Origin of the sequence: Anoxybacillus sp. P3H1B (assembly GCF_001560855.1) — a bacterium.
Classification (GTDB): domain Bacteria; phylum Bacillota; class Bacilli; order Bacillales; family Anoxybacillaceae; genus Anoxybacteroides; species Anoxybacteroides rupiense.
Map to the genome: position 1 here is coordinate 217,031 of NZ_LPUG01000028.1, position 22,494 is coordinate 239,524.

Annotated in this window: 19 protein-coding genes and 1 rRNA gene; 9 read left to right on the forward strand and 11 right to left on the reverse strand. The window is 40.3% G+C overall.

Going from position 1 to position 22,494, the window contains the following annotated elements:
- Positions 1–167: 167 nt before the first annotated feature.
- Positions 168–791 carry a spore protease YyaC gene (gene yyaC / locus AT864_RS16325; protein WP_044745154.1) on the forward strand — a complete coding sequence of 208 codons (624 nt, stop codon included), beginning with the start codon at positions 168–170 and terminating at the stop codon, positions 789–791.
- 47 nt (positions 792–838) lie between these two features.
- Here yyaC and AT864_RS16330 read toward each other — a convergent pair whose 3' ends face one another.
- The 11 genes from AT864_RS16330 to rpmH form a co-directional block, all read right to left on the reverse strand.
- Positions 839–1,540, reverse strand: coding sequence for a DUF554 domain-containing protein (locus AT864_RS16330; RefSeq protein WP_066150867.1), 702 nt, complete (start codon positions 1,538–1,540; stop codon positions 839–841).
- 231 nt (positions 1,541–1,771) lie between these two features.
- The gene (locus AT864_RS16335; RefSeq protein ID WP_066150815.1) at positions 1,772–2,626 is read right to left on the reverse strand and encodes a ParB/RepB/Spo0J family partition protein; all 855 of its coding nucleotides are present in this window, start codon (positions 2,624–2,626) and stop codon (positions 1,772–1,774) included.
- A complete protein-coding gene (locus tag AT864_RS16340) occupies positions 2,619–3,380 on the reverse strand; it encodes a ParA family protein (protein WP_044745152.1) in 762 nt (253 codons plus the stop codon). The genes AT864_RS16335 and AT864_RS16340 overlap by 8 nt, the downstream gene beginning before the upstream one ends.
- 135 nt (positions 3,381–3,515) lie before the next feature.
- Entirely contained in the window at positions 3,516–4,361 is an 846-nt protein-coding gene (gene noc, locus AT864_RS16345; protein WP_066150818.1) for a nucleoid occlusion protein, read from the reverse strand.
- A 61-nt stretch (positions 4,362–4,422) separates the two neighbouring features.
- Complete coding sequence (gene rsmG, locus AT864_RS16350; protein ID WP_066150821.1) at positions 4,423–5,139, reverse strand: 16S rRNA (guanine(527)-N(7))-methyltransferase RsmG; 717 nt, start codon at positions 5,137–5,139, stop codon at positions 4,423–4,425.
- 20 nt (positions 5,140–5,159) lie between these two features.
- A complete protein-coding gene (gene mnmG / locus AT864_RS16355; RefSeq protein WP_066150824.1) occupies positions 5,160–7,049 on the reverse strand; it encodes a tRNA uridine-5-carboxymethylaminomethyl(34) synthesis enzyme MnmG in 1,890 nt (629 codons plus the stop codon).
- Between the two features lie 17 nt (positions 7,050–7,066).
- Positions 7,067–8,452: a tRNA uridine-5-carboxymethylaminomethyl(34) synthesis GTPase MnmE gene (gene mnmE, locus AT864_RS16360; protein ID WP_066150827.1), complete on the reverse strand. Its 1,386-nt coding sequence runs from the start codon at positions 8,450–8,452 to the stop codon at positions 7,067–7,069.
- 442 nt (positions 8,453–8,894) lie between these two features.
- On the reverse strand, positions 8,895–9,539 hold the full coding sequence (gene jag / locus AT864_RS16365) for an RNA-binding cell elongation regulator Jag/EloR (protein ID WP_044745147.1): 645 nt from the start codon (positions 9,537–9,539) through the stop codon (positions 8,895–8,897).
- On the reverse strand, positions 9,536–10,303 hold the full coding sequence (gene spoIIIJ, locus AT864_RS16370; protein ID WP_044745146.1) for a YidC family membrane integrase SpoIIIJ: 768 nt from the start codon (positions 10,301–10,303) through the stop codon (positions 9,536–9,538). The genes jag and spoIIIJ overlap by 4 nt, the downstream gene beginning before the upstream one ends.
- Positions 10,304–10,366: 63 nt before the next feature.
- Positions 10,367–10,717, reverse strand: a complete 351-nt coding sequence (rnpA, locus tag AT864_RS16375; RefSeq protein ID WP_044745200.1) for a ribonuclease P protein component — start codon at positions 10,715–10,717, stop codon at positions 10,367–10,369.
- Positions 10,718–10,796: 79 nt separating this feature from the next.
- Positions 10,797–10,931, reverse strand: coding sequence for a 50S ribosomal protein L34 (gene rpmH / locus AT864_RS16380; RefSeq protein ID WP_003397591.1), 135 nt, complete (start codon positions 10,929–10,931; stop codon positions 10,797–10,799).
- Between the two features lie 511 nt (positions 10,932–11,442).
- Here rpmH and dnaA point away from each other — a divergent pair.
- The 8 genes from dnaA to AT864_RS16420 all read left to right on the forward strand — a co-directional run.
- Positions 11,443–12,792, forward strand: a complete 1,350-nt coding sequence (gene dnaA / locus AT864_RS16385) for a chromosomal replication initiator protein DnaA (protein WP_044745145.1) — start codon at positions 11,443–11,445, stop codon at positions 12,790–12,792.
- 172 nt (positions 12,793–12,964) lie between these two features.
- The gene (dnaN, locus tag AT864_RS16390; protein WP_044745144.1) at positions 12,965–14,101 is read left to right on the forward strand and encodes a DNA polymerase III subunit beta; all 1,137 of its coding nucleotides are present in this window, start codon (positions 12,965–12,967) and stop codon (positions 14,099–14,101) included.
- 112 nt (positions 14,102–14,213) lie between these two features.
- Entirely contained in the window at positions 14,214–14,435 is a 222-nt protein-coding gene (gene yaaA / locus AT864_RS16395; protein ID WP_044745199.1) for a S4 domain-containing protein YaaA, read from the forward strand.
- A gap of 11 nt (positions 14,436–14,446) precedes the next feature.
- The gene (gene recF, locus AT864_RS16400; RefSeq protein WP_066150829.1) at positions 14,447–15,577 is read left to right on the forward strand and encodes a DNA replication/repair protein RecF; all 1,131 of its coding nucleotides are present in this window, start codon (positions 14,447–14,449) and stop codon (positions 15,575–15,577) included.
- Between the two features lie 32 nt (positions 15,578–15,609).
- Positions 15,610–17,532 carry a DNA topoisomerase (ATP-hydrolyzing) subunit B gene (gyrB, locus tag AT864_RS16405; RefSeq protein WP_044745142.1) on the forward strand — a complete coding sequence of 641 codons (1,923 nt, stop codon included), beginning with the start codon at positions 15,610–15,612 and terminating at the stop codon, positions 17,530–17,532.
- Positions 17,533–17,772: 240 nt separating this feature from the next.
- A complete protein-coding gene (gyrA, locus tag AT864_RS16410) occupies positions 17,773–20,244 on the forward strand; it encodes a DNA gyrase subunit A (RefSeq protein ID WP_066150832.1) in 2,472 nt (823 codons plus the stop codon).
- 98 nt (positions 20,245–20,342) lie between these two features.
- Positions 20,343–21,455 carry an HD-GYP domain-containing protein gene (locus AT864_RS16415; RefSeq protein ID WP_066150835.1) on the forward strand — a complete coding sequence of 371 codons (1,113 nt, stop codon included), beginning with the start codon at positions 20,343–20,345 and terminating at the stop codon, positions 21,453–21,455.
- An 818-nt stretch (positions 21,456–22,273) separates the two neighbouring features.
- Positions 22,274–22,494, forward strand: a 16S ribosomal RNA gene (locus tag AT864_RS16420); the annotation flags it as partial.

Consider the following 22,494-nt stretch of genomic DNA (forward strand, 5'->3'; position numbering starts at 1 on the left):
ATATTTCAAATGATTTTGTAGCGTTGCAGCTTCCGATTAAGCTCTCTTATAACTTCCTCGTTTCACAGCATCCATTGCCATATAAGAAAACTAGAATCCCAATGTATATAATTCTTGTTTTTTCCGTATACTGTTTAGTACTTAATTGATATCAGGAGTGAATATTCATGAGTATCTCTTCGCTTTTTTTTCATTCCAAAAATGAAAAAGAACGAGTTTTCCATGATGAACAAGGAGCCTCTACTTGGATTGCGATGCGCCTTATTTCCCTGCTTTCTTCGCCGATCACGCAACCATTAGCCATTGTTTGTATTGGAACAGACCGATCAACCGGAGACTCGCTCGGTCCTCTTGTCGGGACCATGCTCAAAGAAAAGAATTTGTCTTATTTTCAAGTATATGGAACATTGGAAGAACCGATTCATGCAGTAAATTTAGAGGAGAAAATTAATGGGATTCGCGTTCTTCATGACAATGTTTTTATGATCGCCATTGATGCTTGCCTTGGAAGATTAAAAAGTGTTGGCGCCATTACAGTTGCTGAAGGGCCCGTCCGGCCAGGTGCCGGTGTAAACAAGCAACTTCCTCCGGTTGGAGATCTTCATATTACAGGAGTCGTCAATGTCAGTGGATTTATGGAATTTTTTGTTTTGCAAAATACCCGTCTTCATTTAGTAATGAATATGGCTAAAACGATTGCAAACGGCATTTATGAAGCAGACCGCTATCTGAAGCGTCAAGAGTATTTAGCCGCTACCGCCCTAAATCAAGAACAAATGAAGCCTTTCTAAAGCAAAAATCCCCTCTTGATTCTATAATACAAGAAGGGATTTTTACTTTACCAGAAATGAAGAGCGGTTACAATCACAGCGGCCATAAGGATGCTTGGCAACAAATTAGCGACACGGATCGCTGTGATTCCTAACAAATTCAAGCCGATAGCCAAAATTAAAATACCGCCTACTGCAGTTGATTCGGCAATAAATGAATTCATTAATTCTTTCGGAACCCATGTTTGGATTTGTGTTGCTAATAAAGCGATGATTCCTTCATATAGCATAACAGGAACAGCAGAAAAAATGACTCCGATTCCCATTGTTGTTGTAAGAATGATGCTTGTAAATCCGTCAATCATCGATTTAGTATATAAAACTCGATGATCTCCTCGTAAACCGCTGTCCATAGCTCCAATAATCGCCATGGCTCCAACCACAAACAGCAATGTAGCTGCTACAAATCCTTTGGCTATATTTCCTTGGCTGTGTCCTCCTACTTTTCTTTCCAGCCATTGTCCAAGCTTGTTTAATTGATGATCCAGATTCCACAGTTCCCCTATCATACCGCCAAAAACAAGACTGCAAATGACAATTAAAAAATGCTCACCTTTTAGCCCCATTTGTATTCCAAGCAAGGTCACAGCAAGACCAATTCCGCTCATAACGGTCCCTTTCATTTGCTCAGGAATTTTGTGGAATATTTTACCTAATAAAGATCCGATGATAATGCAAATCCCATTCACAATTGTTCCTAATAACACCAAAACAATTTGCCTCCCTAGATAAAGCGGATGATGCTCAATATGCATCCATGCTTTCCAATGTCTTTGTTCGTAAATAAAAATAAAGTAAAATAGCCAAAAAAGAAAAACTGATCTTTCTGTTCATAGTATGTGTAGCTCTTCTTCAAAGACAGTCTCATAAAAGATACACTATGTTATTGGCACCAACTGCGAAGAAAGAAAAAAATAAACCATCAAAGGCTGATGGCTCGGCTATTCATCCAGTTGTACATTTAATAAATGCAAAATTCGTTCTAAATCTTCATTGGAGAAAAATTCGATTTCAATTTTGCCCTTTTTACGATTTTGCTTAATCGTCACATTTGTGCCAAACTTTTCTCTTAATAATGACTCACTTTGTTTAACAAAAACGCTCTTTTCTTTTTTTGGTTTGACTGTTTCACGTGAAACACGCTCGTTAGTCTCCTGAATAAGCTTTTCAAGCTGGCGAACATTTAATTGCTCCGCTATCACCTTCTCAATAATCGCTTTCATTTTTTCTTTTCTTTTTAATCCCAACAAAGCGCGGCCATGCCCCATCGATAACGTTCCATCGGTAATCAACTGCTGAATTTCTTTTGGCAGCGATAAGAGTCGCAAATGGTTCGCAACATGCGGACGGCTTTTTCCGATGCGTTGAGCCAGCTCCTCTTGTGTTAATTGAAGATGTTCCATAAGAGTTTGATAGGCCTTGGCTTCTTCAATAGGAGTCAAATCTTCTCTCTGAAGATTCTCAAGGAGCGCAAATTCCATCATCTGTTGCTCTGTCAAATTGCGCACCACAACAGGAACCGTTTTTAAATGCGCTTCTTTAGCAGCGCGATATCGCCGCTCTCCCACTACAATTTCATAGCCTTTAATGCTTTTTCGCACAATGAGCGGCTGCAAAATTCCATGCTGGATAATCGATTGCTTCAGCTCTTCAATCGATTCCGGATGAAATGTTTGCCGAGGTTGATAAGGATTGGGACGCAGCTCTTTAATCTGAATCTCCTGAATCGTTTCTTCCTCGCTTACTTCCAAATTCGAAAATAGCGCATTAATCCCTTTTCCAAGTCCTTTAGCCACGCGCGACCACCTCCTTTGCCAATTCTAAATACACTTCTGCCCCTTTTGAACGCACGTCATAAAGGATAATCGGCTTTCCATGGCTCGGTGCCTCGCTCAAGCGAACATTGCGCGGAATGATCGTGTCATATACTTTTTCCCGAAAATATTTTTTCACTTCTTGAATGACTTGAAGCCCTAAATTCGTTCGGGCATCAAGCATCGTTAACACGACGCCTTCCAATTTTAATTGCGTATTCAAATGCTTCTGCACGAGGCGAATCGTATTCAACAATTGGCTTAATCCTTCAAGCGCATAATACTCACATTGCACAGGAATCAATACGGCATCTGCGGCTGTCAATGCATTCAATGTAAGCAGCCCAAGGGATGGAGGACAATCAATCAATACAAAATCATATACATTTTTTAAAGGCTCAAGAGCTTTTTTTAAAAGAATTTCGCGTGAAACCACAGAAACTAATTCAATTTCTGCCCCAGCTAATTGAATCGTAGCTGGAATCATATATAAGTTTTCAATATTTGTCGGCCTTACTACATCTTTGGCTTTCATATTTTCTACTAGGACATTATAAACGCACTCATCTACATCGCCTTTTTCAATTCCGATGCCGCTTGTAGCATTCCCTTGTGGATCAATATCGACAAGCAAGACCCTTTTTCCTATATGTGCCAAGCAAGCTGCTAAATTCACAGCCGTTGTCGTTTTCCCTACTCCGCCTTTTTGATTTGCAATTGCAATGATCTTGCCCACGGTGACACCTACCTCTAACAATCGTACTCATATGTCCTATTTTATCATGAAACAAAAAAAATGGATGTATTTTCTATGCATCGCATGAAATAAAAACCTCATCACACGCGATATGATGAGGTCGCATTGAATCATTTATTTTTTCGGGATACGAATTGTAATTTGATAATAATCCTCAAAATCTTCTTCTTCAGAATCGATCGAAAGACCGTTATCAGCCACCATCGCTAATGACTGGCGAATGGTATTGACAGCGATTCGCATATCCTTGCTGAAAGCTTTTCGTTTCGGCTTGGGCTTTGGACGATTGGCTTCTAATATCTTTAATACGCGATCTTCTGTCTGTTTGACATTCAATTGTTTTTCAATAATCTCTTTTAAAAGCTGTAATTGCTTGTCCCGATCCTTTAAAACAATGAGCGCTCGCGCATGCCGCTCTGTAATCGTTCGTTGCAATAGCGCCTCTTGAACCTCTTGAGGCAATTTTAGTAAACGAAGCTTATTGGCAATAGTGGACTGACCTTTCCCTAACCGCTGCGCCAGCGCTTCCTGCGTCAAATGGTGCAATTCCAATAGCTTGGCATACGCCAGCGCCTCCTCAATCGGCGTTAATTCTTCGCGCTGCAAATTTTCAATTAAAGCAACTGAAGCGGTTTCTTTATCATTTAAATTTTTGATAATGGCCGGAATTTCTGTCCATCCCAGCGTTTGAACGGCACGCCAGCGCCTTTCTCCTGCAATGATTTCATATTTGCCATTTTCACATTCACGAACAACAATCGGCTGAATGATTCCATGTGTTCGAATCGTTAAAGCGAGCTCGGCAATTTTCTCATCATCAAAAATGGTTCGTGGTTGAAAACGGTTCGGAACAATTTGCGATACTGGAATTTTTCTTACTTCTTCATTCTCATGTTTTTCAATCATTTCTTCTTGTTCCTTTTCTCCAAAACTAAAGAAGCGCGAAAAAGGATGCTTCATTCCCCTCTACACCACCTTTAAAAACTCTCCCCTGTTTTAACAATGTTCCCAGTCGGCGTTCTCATTCAATTGGAAGTTTATTTGGAATCCCTGGTTTCCGAGGATACTGCTTGGTTGTTTTCCGTTTCTTATGAATAAAAATAATGGTACGCTCGCTCTCTTCGATCGGCAACGTAAATGAATGAGTGGCTGCAACTTCTCCACCAAGAACTTTAATCGCTGTTTTTCCTTGTTCCAATTCTTCTTGAGCGGCCGCTGCTTTCATGGCAATAAATGTCCCATTTACTTTCACCAATGGAAGGCATAGCTCACTGAGCACAGACATTCGAGCAACCGCCCGAGCCATGACAACGTCAAATGCCTCTCGGATCCCTTCTCGTCTAGCGAATGTTTCAGCACGGTCATGATAAAAAGCGACATCTTCCAATTCGAGCGCTGAGGCAAGAGCGTGAAGAAAAGTAATGCGCTTTTGCAGCGAATCGACGATCGACAATTTCAGATGCGGAAAGCAAATTTTCAACGGAATGCTCGGAAATCCGGCTCCAGCCCCGACATCACAAAGCGACATTGGCTTTGAAAAATCGTAATAAAACGCAGGAGAAATGGAGTCAAAAAAATGCTTTAAATAAACCCCCGATTGATCCGTAATCGCTGTTAAATTCATTTTTTCGTTCCATTCAATCAACAGCTCATAATAGATTTGAAATTGTTCCAATTGTCGGGGAGAAAGAGAAATCCCTTTCTCCTCCAATAGGCTCTGAAACTGTTTGGTATCCATATGCCAATCCCTTCACTATGTTATTCATTCGACACGCGAGCAATTCTTCCTTGTTCTAAATACACTAATAATATCGAAATATCTGCAGGATTTACTCCTGAAATGCGCGAAGCTTGCGCAATAGAAAGAGGCCGGACTTGTTTTAATTTTTGGCGAGCTTCGGTCGCAAGGCCTGTAATTGCATCATAATCAATATCTTCAGGAATTTTTTTGTTTTCCATTTTCTTTAAACGTTCTACTTGCTGAAGTGACTTTTCGATATATCCTTCATACTTGATTTGGATTTCTACTTGCTCCACCACATCGGACGGAAGCTGTTCTTCAGCTGGAGCAAGCAGCTGAATATGCTCATAGGTCATTTCTGGACGCTTCAATAAATCAGAAGCTCGAATGCCATCTTTTAATTCGCTGCCTCCCGCCTGACGAATGACCTCTTGAACTTGGTCTGTTGGTTTAATGATCCATGCTTGAAGACGTTTTTTCTCTTTTTCAATCGCTGCTTTCTTCGCTAAAAACTTCTGGTAACGCTCTTCGGAAATCAATCCCATTTTATACCCGATTTCCGTAAGACGCAAATCGGCATTATCATGGCGGAGCAACAAGCGATATTCTGCCCGGGATGTCAACAAGCGGTATGGCTCATTGGTTCCCTTTGTTACGAGATCGTCAATCAGTACGCCAATGTAAGCATCAGAGCGGCTTAAAATGAGCTCTTCTTTTCCAAGCGCTTTGCGGGCCGCATTAATTCCAGCAATAATGCCCTGCCCCGCCGCTTCTTCATAGCCGGAGGTACCGTTGATTTGTCCAGCTGTATATAAGTTTTTCACTACTTTTGTTTCTAGCGTTGGCCATAGTTGGGTTGGAACAATGGCATCGTACTCAATCGCATAGCCCGCTCTCATCAGCTGCGCTTGTTCAAGTCCCGGAATCGTTGACAATATTTTTCGTTGAATATGCTCTGGCAAGCTGGTGGAAAGCCCCTGTACATATACTTCTTCCGTATTCCGGCCCTCTGGTTCCAAGAAAATTTGATGACGCGGTTTATCGTGGAAACGGACAATTTTATCTTCAATTGATGGACAATAACGCGGGCCCGTTCCTTTAATCATTCCCGAGTACATCGGCGATAAATGCAAGTTTTCATCAATTATGCGATGCGTCTCTTCCGTCGTATAAGTCAGCCAGCACGGCAACTGATCTGTAATGTATTCCGTTGTTTCATATGAAAATGCCTGTGGAGTATCATCTCCCGGCTGGATTTCTGTTTTGCTATAATCGATCGAACGGCTATTGACTCGCGGAGGAGTTCCCGTTTTGAATCGTACGAGCTGAAAACCGAGCTCCTCTAAATGCTCTGACAGCTTAATGGACGGCTGTTGGTTATTTGGACCGCTTGAATACTTAATATCGCCAATAATAATCTCTCCACGCAAAAATGTTCCCGTCGTAATGACAACCGTCTTGGCGCAATATTGAGCGCCCGTATGAGTCATGACCCCTTTGCACACGCCTTCTTCAACAATTAGCCGCTCTACTTTTCCTTGAAGAAGCGTCAAATTCGGTTCACGCTCAAGCGTTTTCTTCATTTCATGCTGATACAAAAATTTATCTGCCTGCGCTCGTAACGCGCGAACAGCCGGACCTTTTCCCGTATTTAACATTCTCATTTGAATGTATGTTTTATCGATGTTTTTCCCCATTTCCCCGCCTAGTGCATCAATTTCTCGAACAACAATTCCTTTGGCAGGGCCGCCGATAGACGGATTACATGGCATAAAAGCGACCATATCCAGGTTTAACGTAATCATTAACGTCTTGGCACCCATTCGCGCTGCAGCCAGTCCTGCTTCACATCCGGCATGGCCAGCACCGACAATAATGACATCATATGATCCGCCATGATACTCCATTTGAAACAACCTCCTTTTCATTTTCCTAAACAAAATTGAGAGAACAGCTGGTCAATCAAACTTTCGTGTACCGTATCCCCCACAATTTCTCCTAACAATTCCCATGCTCTTGTCAAATCAATTTGTACAATATCAATTGGGACTCCTGCCTCTATTCCCACAATGGCTTCCTCAATCGCTTTTTTCGCTTGATGGAGCAAAGCGATATGCCTTGAGTTTGACACATATGTCAAATCCGCAGCTTCCACCGCTCCGGCAAAAAATAACGTAGAAATAGCCTCTTCCAATTGGTCAATGCCTTTTTCCTCTAATAAAGAAGTGGCGATCATCGGATGTTCATTTGCAAGCTGTTTTACACGTTCCATATCGATTCTTTGCGGCAAATCCGTTTTATTCACAATGATGATAACATCCTTCTCTTTTACACTTTCAAAAAGCTGCTCATCTTCCTCAGTCAGCGGCTCATTGTAATTTAAAACAAATAAAACCAAATCCGCCTCTTTCACCATTTGCTTTGAACGTTCAACACCGATTCGCTCGACGACATCCTCTGTTTCGCGAATTCCCGCTGTATCAATCAGTTTTAACGGAACACCACGGACATTGACATATTCTTCAATAACATCTCTTGTCGTTCCCGGAATATCTGTGACAATTGCCTTATTTTCATGAACAAGACTATTTAACAAAGATGATTTTCCAACATTCGGGCGACCGATAATGACGGTTGCCAGCCCTTCTCGCAATATTTTTCCTTGGTGCGCCGTTTGCAAAAGCCGTTCGATTTCTGAACGAACATACTGCGATTTCTCGAGAAGCAGTCGATGCGTCATTTCCTCTACGTCATCATATTCAGGATAATCAATGTTCACTTCCACATGAGCAAGCGTTTCTAAAATCGTTTGCCGCAGCTGGCGAATCATTTTTGATAATCTCCCTTCCATTTGATTAAGAGCCACATTCATCGCTCGATCGGTTTTTGCACGAATTAAGTCAATCACCGCTTCAGCCTGAGATAAATCAATACGACCATTTAAAAATGCCCGCTTTGTAAATTCGCCCGGCTCAGCCAAACGAGCCCCATTTGTCAAAACAAGCTGCAAGATACGGTGAACGGAAACGAGCCCCCCGTGACAGTTAATTTCGACGACGTCTTCTCTTGTAAACGTCTTAGGCGCCCGCATAACAGCAACCATTACTTCCTCCACCGTACGACCATCAGCCGGGTCAATAATATGCCCATAATGGAGGGTATGTGAAGGCACATCATTCAGGCGTTTTTTCCCTTTTCCTTTGAAAAGGCGATCCGCAATAGCAATGGCTTCGCTTCCGCTCAAACGAACAATGGCGATGGCGCCTTCCCCCATCGGAGTAGAAATCGCAGCAATTGTATCAAACTCCATATATTTTCACCTCTCTTCTATCCTTGTCTATGATCTATATTGTAAACAAGAGAATCGCTTGCAATCATTAAATAATCCACAATTCAGGAAGTAATCAAAGTAATCATTATCAATTTTAACTTATCCACATGTGAATAACAATAATAACAAAATGAACGTTTTATCTCTTGCCCATGGATGATTTATTCCTTTATTCCAAAAACAAAACTCATGATTTAATCAGGGAGAGCGGACAAGCAGATTGCCAAGAAATCGCTCATTGTTCAAAAAGCGGGCGCATATCACATGCTTCAACCGTCGATAATCTCTTTTTCATGGAACTAAGCGCAAGGACAGTCTCTATGCGCATGGATCTTATTTTTTGCGAAAGCAACAGAAAAAAGAGGCTTTCTCAAATGATGAGATAGCCCCTTCCCCCGCGTTTTATGAATGTTTAAACATCTTATTCCTTGCTTATTTGCTCATGCACGGGAGCTATAACAATATACCGATGAGGTTCTGTTCCAACGGAAAAAGTTTTAACTTTCCGATTATTAGCTAAAGCAGAATGAATGACTTTTCGCTCATATGCCGGCAGCGGTTCTAATTTCACTTCTTTTTTTGTTTTCACCGCTTTTTCCGCCAATTTTTCAGCCAACTGCATCAACACATCGCGACGCCGCGCCCGATAGTTTTCAGCATCAACTGTGATATGAACATAGCCATTGGCATAGCGGTTCGCCACCAGCTGTGTCAATAGCTGGAGAGAATTCAATGTTTGTCCATGTTTGCCAATTAACAAACCGATCTTTTCACCGCTAATGGTAAACTGAATTTCTTTGTCATGTCCTGCTTCACTTTTCGTCACACTCGCTGGAATCCCCATCTTTTCAATCACATTTTTCAAAAAAATTTCTGCCTCTTCAATTGGATCAGGATGTACTTTTACCTTTACAACCGCTGGTTTATTGCCTAAAATACCAAGAAACCCTTTTTTCCCTTGCTCTAATACGTCAATTTCCACGCGATCTCTTGAAACGCCTAATTGATTTAATGCAAGCTGAATAGCCTCATCAACAGTCGAAGCGGTCGCGGTTACTTCCTTCACTTTTTCTGTCCCCCTGAATGATTAGATTTTAAATCAGGACCTTTAATAGCATAGGTTTGTACAATAGAAAAGATATTTCCTACTACCCAATAAAGAGATAAAGCAGCTGGAAAGTTAATACCAAAAACAATAATCATAATCGGCATAATCCAAAGCATCATCGCCATCTGTGGATTTTGCTGCTCAGTCCCTGCCATCATTATTTTCTGTTGAATAAATGTCGCTACCCCAGCTACAACAGGCAAAATAAAATACGGATCTTTAGCTCCAAGATCGAACCATAGGAAATTATGATCGGCAATTTCTCTTGTTCGCATAATGGCATGGTAAAAACCAATTAAGATCGGGGTTTGGATAATGAGCGGAAAACAACCGGCTAATGGATTCACGCCATGTTTCTGAAATAGCATCATCGTCTCTTGCTGTAATTTTTGTTGCGTTTCCATATCTTTAGAGCTATACTTTTCTCTAAGCTTTTGTAACTCAGGCTGCAATGCCTGCATCGCTTTCGCATTTCTCGTCTGTTGAATCATCAGGGGCAAAATAACAAGCCGGATCAAAATAGTAACAATGATGATCGACAAACCGTAGTTTCCACCAAATAGGTGCGCCACATATTTAATCAACCACGAAAGCGGATAAACAATATACTCGTTCCAAAATCCCTTACTCTCCGATGTGATCGGCTGATTTACTTGTGAACACCCCGCTAATAGAGCTATAAATGCAACAAGTGCGATCGTTAACCAAATTCGCCTTTTCACTACATTTCCCTCCTAACATGTCCAAAATCCGGTTTCTGTATATGTATTTTACCATCATTCTGATCAAAAAGAATGATTCTCTAATACTCCAGCTTTTTTCAGCACATGCATTAAGCTTTTTTTCACTTCCGCATAATTCATTTCAGAAACAGGCCGTCTTGCAATAATCACATAGTCCTTTGCAGTAGCAACCTGATCTCGCAATTCTAGAAAAGTCTGGCGAATATAACGCTTTACTCGATTCCTGACGACCGCTTTTCCAATTTTTTTACTTACGGACAAGCCAATCCGAAAATACGGCTGCTCTGGCCGATCCAATACATAAATTACAAATTGACGATTGGCCATGGAATGGCCTTTTTGGAATACTTGTTGAAATTCCTCATTCTTTTTTATGCGGTATTTTTTTTTCATCCCCAATCGCAACACTCCATATTCTTCCGTAGAGTTTGGGCAGACAGCTTAGAAAAAAGACCACTGAGGTTTCAGTGGCCTACGCGGATAATACTTTTCTTCCTTTACGGCGGCGACGTGCAAGCACTTTACGTCCGTTCTTTGTGCTCATGCGTGCGCGAAAGCCGTGAACTTTACTGCGTTTGCGCTTATTTGGTTGATATGTGCGTTTCATTATATGACACCTCCCTGAGGAATAACTGTTACAGGCAGTCTTTCTAATTATATTGAACAATTTAGTGAAATGTCAACCGTTCCAGGTGGATCTTTCAGTCACTTTTTATCCTGTGGATATATTTTCTCTTGCTTTTCATTTATTCACAACATTTATCGACATTTTTTTCACAACTTCTTACCATGTGGATAATAATTTTCCACAGTGTATGGGCGTTGTGGATATTTATCAAAAATCATTGCAACACGCTAGTTTATTTGATATCATATTCTTGTTTTCACTCTGGATTATTCTTGTGTATAATTTTTTATCCACAAAATGTGGATAATGTGTGGACAATTTATTCACGGTTGTAGAAAAAGCTATCCACACTAAGTGGATTCTGTCGAAATGTCGTTTTCCTTCCTAATTATATTATTTTTCCACAGCGTATTTTTATAAATTTATATGCATCGCTAAAAAAGTTGTACAAAGATTGAACAACCCTTTGTGTAAAAAGGAGGGCCAACGGGTGGAAAATATTGATGATTTATGGAATAAGGCGCTTGCGGAGATCGAAAAAAAAATCAGTAAACCCAGCTTTGAAACCTGGCTGAAATCAACGAAAGCTCACTCCCTAAAAGGTGATACACTCGTCATTGTAGCCCCAAATGAATTTGCAAGAGATTGGCTGGATTCCCGCTATGCTCATTTAATCGGCGAAACCATTTATGATATCACTGGAGAAGAGCTAACTATTAAATTTATCATTCCTCACAACTCGAACGAGGAAGATATCGATCTTAAACAGGTGACGAAAAAGCAACGTAAATTGGATGATGAGCAGGTAGATTTTCCGCAAAACATGCTAAATCCAAAATATACATTTGATACGTTCGTCATCGGATCCGGAAATCGTTTTGCCCATGCCGCTTCCTTAGCAGTAGCAGAAGCGCCAGCAAAAGCATATAACCCTCTTTTCATATATGGAGGAGTCGGCTTGGGAAAAACCCATCTCATGCATGCGATCGGCCATTATGTGATTGAACATAATCCATCAGCCAAAGTCGTTTATTTATCTTCTGAAAAATTTACTAATGAATTTATTAATGCAATTCGTGACAATAAAGCCGATGACTTTCGCAACAAATATCGAAATGTTGATGTCCTATTAATTGATGATATTCAGTTTTTAGCTGGAAAAGAACAAACACAAGAAGAATTTTTCCATACATTCAACACGCTTCATGAAGAAAGTAAACAAATCGTCATTTCTAGCGATCGGCCGCCAAAGGAAATCCCAACTCTTGAAGACCGCCTGCGTTCACGATTTGAATGGGGACTTATAACCGATATAACTCCTCCAGATTTAGAAACGAGAATTGCTATTCTTCGCAAAAAAGCAAAGGCAGAAGGCTTCGATATTCCGAATGAGGTTATGCTTTACATCGCTAATCAAATTGATTCCAACATTCGTGAACTTGAGGGAGCTCTCATCCGAGTTGTGGCATATTCATCGCTTATTAATAAAGAAATTAACGCGGATCTTGCTGCAGAAGCACTAAAGGATATCATCCCAAGCTCCAAACCGAAGGTCATCACCATTCAAGATATTCAACGCGTAGTCGGGCAGCATTTCAATCTCAAGCTGGAAGATTTCAAGGCGAAAAAACGAACAAAATCGGTTGCTTTTCCGAGGCAAATCGCTATGTACCTATCTCGGGAGCTGACGGACTGTTCTTTGCCAAAAATCGGTGAAGAATTTGGAGGACGCGACCATACAACTGTGATCCATGCTCATGAGAAGATTTCAACTTTGCTGCAAACGGATGTGCAGCTGCAGAAACAAATAAAAGAAATTCAAGAAAAATTGAAACATTGATAGATAGTGTGAATAATATAAAAAGTTGTGCACAGTCTATCCACATGTGGATGACTGTGTTTCCTTTGCGATTTTTCGGCTTATCCACATGTTAACAGCTACTATTACTACTATTACTTATTTTTTATATAAAATAAATTTACTTTTATTCTAGTTTAGGAGGGTGCGATTCGTGCGACTTACCATTCAAAAAGATCACTTAGTTCGTAGCGTTCAAGATGTCATGAAAGCTGTTTCTTCACGCACAACGATCCCGATTCTTTCTGGTATTAAAATGGTAGCAACTGTTCAAGAAGTCACACTGACTGGAAGCGATTCAGATATATCCATTGAATCATCTATTCCAGCTGAAGAAGAAGGAACAATTATTGCAGAAGTCCTGCAACCAGGCAGTATTGTATTACCGGCTCGTTTTTTTGCCGAAATCGTTAAAAAACTTCCAGAAGACAACGTCGAAATAGAAGTTCAAAATCAATTTGTTACAATCATCCGTTCAGGAAAAGCGGAGTTTAGCTTAAACGGCTTAGATGCAGAAGAGTATCCAAGACTTCCACAAATTAAAGAAGAGAATGTGTTCAAACTTCCAACGGATTTACTAAAAACCATGATTCGTCAAACGGTTTTTGCGGTTTCTACTTCAGAAACACGACCGATCTTAACAGGTGTAAACTGGAAGGTAGAGAATGGAGAACTGATCTGTATTGCAACAGATAGTCATCGCCTTGCTTTACGGAAAGCAAAAATCGAAATGGATGCAAGTCTAGGCTATAACGTGGTTATCCCTGGGAAGAGCTTAAACGAATTAAGTAAAATTCTTGATGACAGTAATGAAAATGTAGAAATTGTCATTACAGAAAATCAGGTTTTATTTAAAACGAAACACCTTTTATTTTTCTCGCGATTGCTTGATGGAAACTATCCTGATACGTCCCGCTTAATTCCGGCAGATAGCCAAACAGACGTAATTGTGAATGCGAAGGAGTTTTTCCAAGCGATTGACCGCGCTTCTTTGCTTGCTAGAGAAGGAAGAAACAATGTGGTTAAATTGACAACATTACAGGATGGCATTGTAGAAATTTCATCGATATCCCCAGAAATCGGGAAAGTTACTGAGGAGATCCAGAGCGAATCTGTCGAAGGGGAAGAGCTAAAAATTTCTTTCAGTGCTAAATACATGATGGATGCTCTTAAAGCACTGGAGGGAGCTGAAATCAAGATCAGCTTTACCGGAGCCATGCGTCCATTTGTTCTTCGTCCACTACACAGCGATTCCATGCTCCAGCTGATCTTACCAGTCAGAACGTACTAATGTATAATAAAGCTGCTAGAACTACTCCGACTCTCTAGCAGCTTTATTTGCTATTGATCAATTTTTTAGTAAAATGAAGTGATGGACATTTTTTTGAAGAGCGGTGAAAATGATGAAACAAACGATAGAGATCACAACGGAAACGATTACTCTTGGCCAATTTTTAAAGCTTGTGCAAGCGATTGATACAGGCGGTATGGCAAAATGGTTTTTACAAACAAAAGAAGTATATGTCAACGGCGATAGAGAAAATCGTCGCGGACGAAAACTGAAGCATGGGGATGTTGTCGATATTCGCGATTTCGGAACTTTTATGGTAAAAGGTTTGGAGTAGGTGAAGAATCTTTGTTTTTAACACATCTATCGTTAAAAAATTACCGGAATTATATCAGCCAGGAGCTGTCGTTTACGAATAAAGTCAACGTGATTTTGGGAGAAAACGCGCAAGGAAAGACGAATTTGATGGAAGCTATTTATGTTTTAGCGATGGCTAAATCTCATCGGACATCAAATGATAAAGAATTGATTCGTTGGGATGAGGAATATGCTAAAATAGAAGGGAAGGCCGTTAAAAAAAATGGGCCGTCAACTTTGCAGCTTGTGATTTCAAAAAAAGGGAAAAAAGCAAAAATAAGTCATATTGAACAAAAAAAATTAAGTCAATATATCGGACACATTAATGTGGTTTTATTTGCTCCTGAAGATTTGCATTTAGTCAAGGGCGGGCCGCAAGTAAGACGACGTTTTATTGATATGGAAATGGGGCAGATTTCCCCTGTTTATATGCATGATTTAAGCCGCTACCAAAAGATATTGCAGCAGCGGAATCATTATTTGAAGCTGTTGCAAACGAAGCAGCATCATGATGAAGCTGTTTTAGATGTATTAACAGAACAGCTGATAGAGATTGCCGCGAAAATTACATTAAAGAGATATGAATTTTCCCAGCTGCTGCAAAAATGGGCTGAGCCCATTCATCACGAAATCAGCCGAGGATTGGAAAAGCTGCAAATCCAATATCATCCTTCTGTTCAGGTATCAGAAGAGCTGGAATTGTCGAGAATAATAGAAGCATATACTGAAAAATTTGTTAAAATAAAGGAGAAGGAAATTCAGCGAGGTACGACACTTGCTGGTCCTCACCGTGACGATTTGTCATTTGATGTCAATGGAAGAGATGTACAGACATTTGGTTCACAGGGACAGCAAAGAACAACAGCTTTATCGATCAAATTGGCCGAAATTGAACTGATCTTTTCTGAAACAGGCGATTATCCCATTCTTTTATTAGACGATGTACTTTCGGAACTGGACGATTTTCGGCAAACACATCTGCTTAACACCATCCGCCAGAAAGTTCAAACCTTTGTTACTACAACAAGTATTGACGGAATTAAACATGATGTCATAAAGGAAGCAGCGATCTATCAAGTGAGTTCCGGTCATATTTGTTCCCCGGACACCGGGGATGTTTGATCGTTTTTCAAAGGAAAGCGTAGGTGATTAACATGACAATGGAACAAAAAATCGAACATATGTATGATGAACGGCAAATTCAGGTATTGGAAGGCCTTGAAGCTGTACGGAAACGGCCAGGCATGTATATAGGATCAACGGGTCCCAAAGGCTTACATCATTTAGTTTGGGAAATTGTTGACAATAGTATTGATGAAGCATTGGCTGGGTATTGTACAGAAATCTCTGTAACAATCGAAAAAGATAACAGTATTACCGTGGTTGACAATGGTCGTGGTATTCCAGTCGGCATTCAAGAACAAATGGGTCGACCGGCTGTTGAAGTCATTATGACGGTGCTCCATGCCGGCGGAAAATTTGGTAGCGGCGGATATAAAGTATCTGGAGGGCTTCATGGAGTTGGTGCTTCTGTTGTAAATGCCCTGTCACAAGAATTAGAAGTATTTGTTTATCGTGAAGGAAAAATTCATTATCAAAAATATGAACGCGGGATTCCTTGTGCGGATTTACAAGTTATTGGCGAAACGGATCGGACAGGCACTACTACTCGGTTTAAACCAGATCCTGAGATTTTTACCGAAACGACAGAGTATGATTACGAGACGCTGGCCACTCGATTACGGGAATTAGCCTTTTTAAATCGAGGGATTAAAATTAGTCTTGAAGATAAACGAGACGAAAACCGAAAGAACGAATACTATTATGAAGGCGGAATTAAATCATACGTTCAACACTTAAACCGAACAAGAGAAGTGCTTCATGATGAGCCTATTTATATCGATGGGGAACGAGATGGAATTTCCGTTGAGATCGCCTTGCAATACAATGACAGCTACAGCAGCAATATTTATTCGTTCGCTAATAACATTCATACACATGAAGGCGGAACACACGAATCGGGTTTTAAAACAGCATTAACCCGTATTATTAATGATTATGCACGCAAACACCACATTTTTAAGGACAATGATGCTAACTTAACCGGGGAAGATGTGCGGGAAGGGCTCACGGCGATTGTTTCTGTGAAGCATCCTGCGCCGCAATTTGAAGGGCAAACAAAGACGAAACTTGGAAATAGCGATGCAAGAACAGTAACAGATGCCATCTTCTCAGAGCAGTTTGAAACCTTTTTGCTAGAGAATCCAACTGTTGCCAAGAAGATCATCGAAAAAGGAATGATGGCGGCGCGTGCCCGTTTAGCGGCAAAAAAAGCGCGCGAGCTAACGCGGAGAAAAAGTGCGCTTGAAATATCCAATTTGCCTGGGAAACTGGCAGATTGTTCTTCAAAGGATCCTTCTATTAGCGAATTGTATGTAGTAGAGGGAGACTCAGCGGGCGGATCTGCGAAACAGGGACGAGATCGCCATTTTCAAGCGATTTTACCGTTGCGCGGAAAAATTATCAATGTTGAAAAAGCCCGTCTAGATAAAATTTTATCGAACAATGAAGTGCGAACAATTATAACAGCGTTAGGAACAGGAATTGGTGAAGATTTCGATATTACAAAAGCAAGATATCATAAGATCATCATCATGACGGATGCCGATGTCGATGGAGCGCATATTCGGACGCTGCTGCTAACGTTTTTTTACCGTTATATGCGGGAAATTATTGAAAAGGGATACGTTTATATTGCTCAACCGCCTCTTTACAAAATTCAGCAAGGCAAGCGGGTGGAATATGCCTACAATGATCGTCAACTAGAGCAAGTCTTGTCCGAACTGCCAGAAACTCCAAAACCGACCATTCAACGGTATAAAGGTCTTGGTGAAATGAATCCTGAGCAGCTATGGGAAACAACCATGAATCCTGAAACGCGGACGCTGCTTCAAGTAAGCCTTCAAGATGCGATTGAAGCTGACGAGATATTTGAGGTTTTAATGGGAGACAAGGTTGAGCCAAGAAGACAATTTATTGAGGAAAACGCAAAGTATGTCAAAAATCTAGATATTTAAGATGGATGTTTGAGAATCGATTTCTATATCTACGGAACATCGGTTTTGATGGTTTTTGTCATTGATATGCATAAAGAAGCAATGCCCAGATCTATCCAATGTCGGCAAGAACACCTTGCCGACGTGGATGAAAAGAAAAGTGTTGGCTTCGTATAGGTTAATCCTTCATTATGTATTGGAGAGTGTTCAAATGCCACCCTCCCCATCTGGAAAATGAGTTTATAAGGGAGGTACGTAAACATGTCAGAAAATCGTAATCCTCGAATTCGCGAAGTGAATATCAGCCAAGAAATGAGATCGTCATTTCTTGATTATGCTATGAGTGTTATTGTTTCAAGGGCTTTGCCAGATGTTCGGGATGGATTAAAGCCAGTCCATCGTCGTATTTTATATGCGATGCATGATTTAGGGATGACAGCGGACAAACCTTATAAAAAATCAGCACGGATTGTTGGTGAAGTGATCGGGAAATATCATCCGCACGGTGACGCAGCTGTTTACGACACGATGGTGCGGATGGCTCAGGATTTTAACTATCGCTATATGCTGGTGGATGGACATGGTAACTTCGGTTCTATTGACGGCGATGCAGCCGCAGCCATGCGTTATACAGAAGCAAGAATGTCTAAGATATCGATGGAGCTGTTGCGGGATATCAATAAGGACACCATTGATTACCAAGATAACTATGATGGATCGGAAAAGGAACCGGCGGTGTTACCATCGAGATTTCCTAATTTGCTAGTCAATGGATCTTCAGGAATTGCAGTCGGAATGGCGACAAATATTCCTCCCCACCAGCTGGGAGAAGTAATTGATGCGCTTTTAGCCTTAAGTCAAGATCCGGAAATGACCGTTGCTGAATTAATGGAATTTATACCGGGACCTGATTTTCCTACTGCAGGACAAATTATTGGGCGCAGCGGAATCAGGAAAGCATATGAAACAGGAAGAGGCTCAATTACCTTAAGAGCGAAAGTGGAAATTGAGCAAAAAGCAAATGGGAAAGAAACGATCATTGTTCAGGAGCTTCCTTATCAGGTGAATAAAGCCAAGCTGATCGAGCGGATTGCTGAACTTGTACGCGAGAAAAAAATCGATGGAATCACCGATTTGCGTGATGAATCGGATCGCAGCGGCATGCGAATCGTAATAGAGGTTCGAAAAGACGCTAATGCCAAGGTGATTTTAAACAACTTGTATAAACAAACAGCACTGCAAACAAGCTTTGGAATCAATATGCTTGCGCTCGTGAATGGAGAGCCAAAAGTTTTAAACCTAAAAGAGTGTCTGATGCATTATTTAGATCATCAAAAGATCGTCATTCGCCGCCGGACAGCTTATGAGCTGAAAAAGGCGGAAGCGAGAGCTCATATTCTTGAAGGGCTGCGCATCGCTTTGGATCATTTGGATGAAGTGATCCATTTAATTCGGCACTCACAAACGACAGAAATCGCTAAACAAGGTTTGATGCAAAAATTTTCACTTACCGAAAGACAAGCGCAAGCCATTTTAGATATGCGCCTGCAACGATTAACAGGGTTAGAGAGAGAAAAGATTGAACAAGAATACCAAGAGTTGGTTCAGTTGATTGCCCAACTTAAAGAGATTTTAGCGGATGAAGAAAAAGTGTTGCAAATTATTCGTGATGAGCTCACAGAAATAAAAGAGCGATTTAATGATAAACGGAGAACCGAGATTGTAAGCGGAGGCATTGAAGAATTTGATGATGAGGATCTGATTCCTTGTGAAAATATTGTCGTGACGCTCACGCATAAAGGCTATATTAAACGCCTTCCTTTATCTACCTACAAAAGTCAAAAGCGTGGCGGCCGAGGAATTCAGGGAATGAACACAAGCGAAGACGATTTTGTGGAGCACCTTTTGATCACGTCAACCCACCATACCATTCTGTTTTTTACAAATAAAGGGAAAGTGTATCGTTCGAAAGGATACGAAATTCCTGAATTTGGACGAATAGCTAAAGGAATACCAATTATTAATTTATTAGAAATCGATAAAGATGAATGGGTCAATACAATTATTACGATCGACCAATTTGACGATAATTCCTTTTTGTTCTTTACAACAAAAGAAGGAATTGCTAAACGCTCTCCGCTATCTTCGTTCGCCAATATCCGCAATAATGGCTTGATTGCCGTTAGCTTGCGTGAAGGAGATGAGCTTATTTCTGTAAAATTGACAGATGGTTCTAAACACGTGATCGTTGGAACGAAACATGGTATGCTCATCCGCTTCCCTGAAACAGAGGTGCGAACAATGGGAAGAAATGCAACGGGGGTTAAGGCAATCACGTTAGAAGGTGGCGATGAAGTAGTCGGAATGGAGATTCTAGAGGAAGATCATGATGTGCTTGTAGTAACGAAAAACGGGTACGGAAAACGCACAGGGGCTTCAGAATATCGAGTGCAAAGTCGTGGCGGAAAAGGGTTAAAAACATGCAATATTTCTGAAAAAAATGGCACAGTTGTAGCTGTAAAGACTGTAACAGGCGAAGAAGATCTTATGTTGATCACCACCAATGGCGTTTTGATCCGGATTGCTGTCAGCGATATTTCGAGAATGGGACGGAATACGCAAGGAGTTAAATTGATCCGGCTATCAGGTGATAATGAACACGAATATGTTGCCACAGTTGCAAAAGTACCAAAAGAGGAAGAAAAGGAAGCTGAGGATAGACAGGAAGACTAATGGATTAACATTGCTGATTCGAGGAACAGAGCCCGCATCCTCGAGTCAGCTTTTTATAATACACGGGGAATTGTGTCTTGTTAGACTGGGGGAATAAAATGATTCGTGTCAAAATTAATCAGTTACAAGAAGGATGTATTCTAGCAGCCGATGTAATTGGAAAAACAAAGAAAACAATTATTCCTAAGAACACTGTATTAACTCCGTTGCTTTTAAATGTGTTGGAAAAATTTTTGATTGAAGATGTTTATGTAGAGCCGGTATTAGCAAATGGCCAACCCTTTAGGCCTCTAGAAATTATCGAGGTAAAAAAGGAAAGCGATGAGCAAAATAATGAAAGTACGGAAGATATTATGGCTCTTTATTTAAAAGCAGTACAACGATACAAAAAAGCATTTCAATCTTGGCAGTCAGGTTCTCCTATTGATGTTGGAGAAATTCGTTCAATTATTATTCCTTTGCTTGACCGTTTTATCGATAATCGAACAGAACTGCTTACCCTATATCGTTATACAACGAAAGAAGATTATTTATACCATCATGCGGTCTGTATCGGGTTATTGTCAGGGTTTTTAGGGAAGCATCTGAATTATGGAAAAGGAGCATGTTATCAAATTGCTCTAGCAGGGATTCTTTGTGATTGTGGTATGGCTAAAATTAATGAAAAAATTATTATGAAAAAATCCGCTCTTACGGCTGAAGAGTATAAAGAGGTAAAGGAACATACCATTTTAGGATATAAGATGGTTCAGAAAATCCCTGTTTTACAGGAAGGAGTAAAATTAGCTGTTTTACAGCATCATGAAAGAAATGATGGAAGCGGATATCCGTTTGGGATCAATGACAAGCAAATTCATCCATATAGTAAGATTGTTTCCGTAGCGGATGTATATCATGCCATGGTTTCTGAGCGTCTTTATCGGAAAAAAGAATCACCGTTTAAAGCGCTTGAACAAATTCAAGTAGATAACTTTGGGAAACTAAGCATGGAAGTCATACAAATCTTATTGAATCATTTAACAATGTTTTCGGTCGGCACAAAGGTGAAGTTATCCAATGGCGAAATGGCGGAAATTGTGTTTGTTCAAAGAGAAGAACCGACGCGGCCTATTGTTAAAACAGTTGATGGAAATGAGTTTATTTCATTAAGCGAACAACGTCATCTTTTTATCGAAGAGGTCATTTATTCGTCTGAGATGGATGGAGAATAAATATTTTAGTAAGCAAACCATCTCTATTTTTCCCATTCCTTTTTTGATGATGCGATCATGAGTAGCAAGCGTTAAATGATATCTATGCTTAGTCAGCAGATTAGAGACTTACGAATCGAAAAATTAGCATTAATTTAGATAAATCATAATTTGCGCCTTGTATTTCTTTCAAGTGTTAAGCATTTAAAGAATAGAGGATGATTTTAAAAGGAGTAGAAATACTTTTAGTTTTATCAAAGAGGATCTAGCTATAATCAATACAAATCTTTAAAAAGGGTAGATAATGTATTCGGCGGTCGGAGATCAAGTCCGGGGGTGTTTGTATCATATAAATATGTGACAGCGGGCCGACCGTTGAAAAACAACACAAACCTCTGAATTAAAGATATAATCGTTAAAAAGCCAGGTTTCGCTTTTACAGATTTTTTATGTTCAGTTGATGGTAGCGGAGGTGTATACGTCGTTTGTTCATGTTTTCTCAAATAGGGGTACACTTTTTTAGTTAAACTTTTATCCAGTATGGATTTAATTCTAAAGAAGTAGACAGAAAAGTGACCATTTCGCTTTTTCTGTCTCATAGACAAAGAAGTAAAAAAGAAAAAAATACTTGATTAATGTAAAGTATATAAGTATAATAAAAAATGTCCGTGAAAAACGGATGAATAAAATAAAAAAAGATTGACATTAGCTGATTGATTTGTTATTATTTAATAGCTGCTTTATTAGAACAATGTTCTTTGAAAACTGAACAAAACGAAGCGTGAATCGAAAAATTTCGGTATGGTCAACCGAAATTTAAATAATAGCCAATCAACTTTCTTTTGGAGAGTTTGATCCTGGCTCAGGACGAACGCTGGCGGCGTGCCTAATACATGCAAGTCGAGCGGACCGAATAGAAGCTTGCTTCTGTTTGGTTAGCGGCGGACGGGTGAGTAACACGTGGGCAACCTGCCCGTAAGACGGGGATAACTTCGGGAAACCGGAGCTAATACCCGATAACCCTGAAGACCGCATGGTCTTTAGTTGAAAGGCGGCTTCG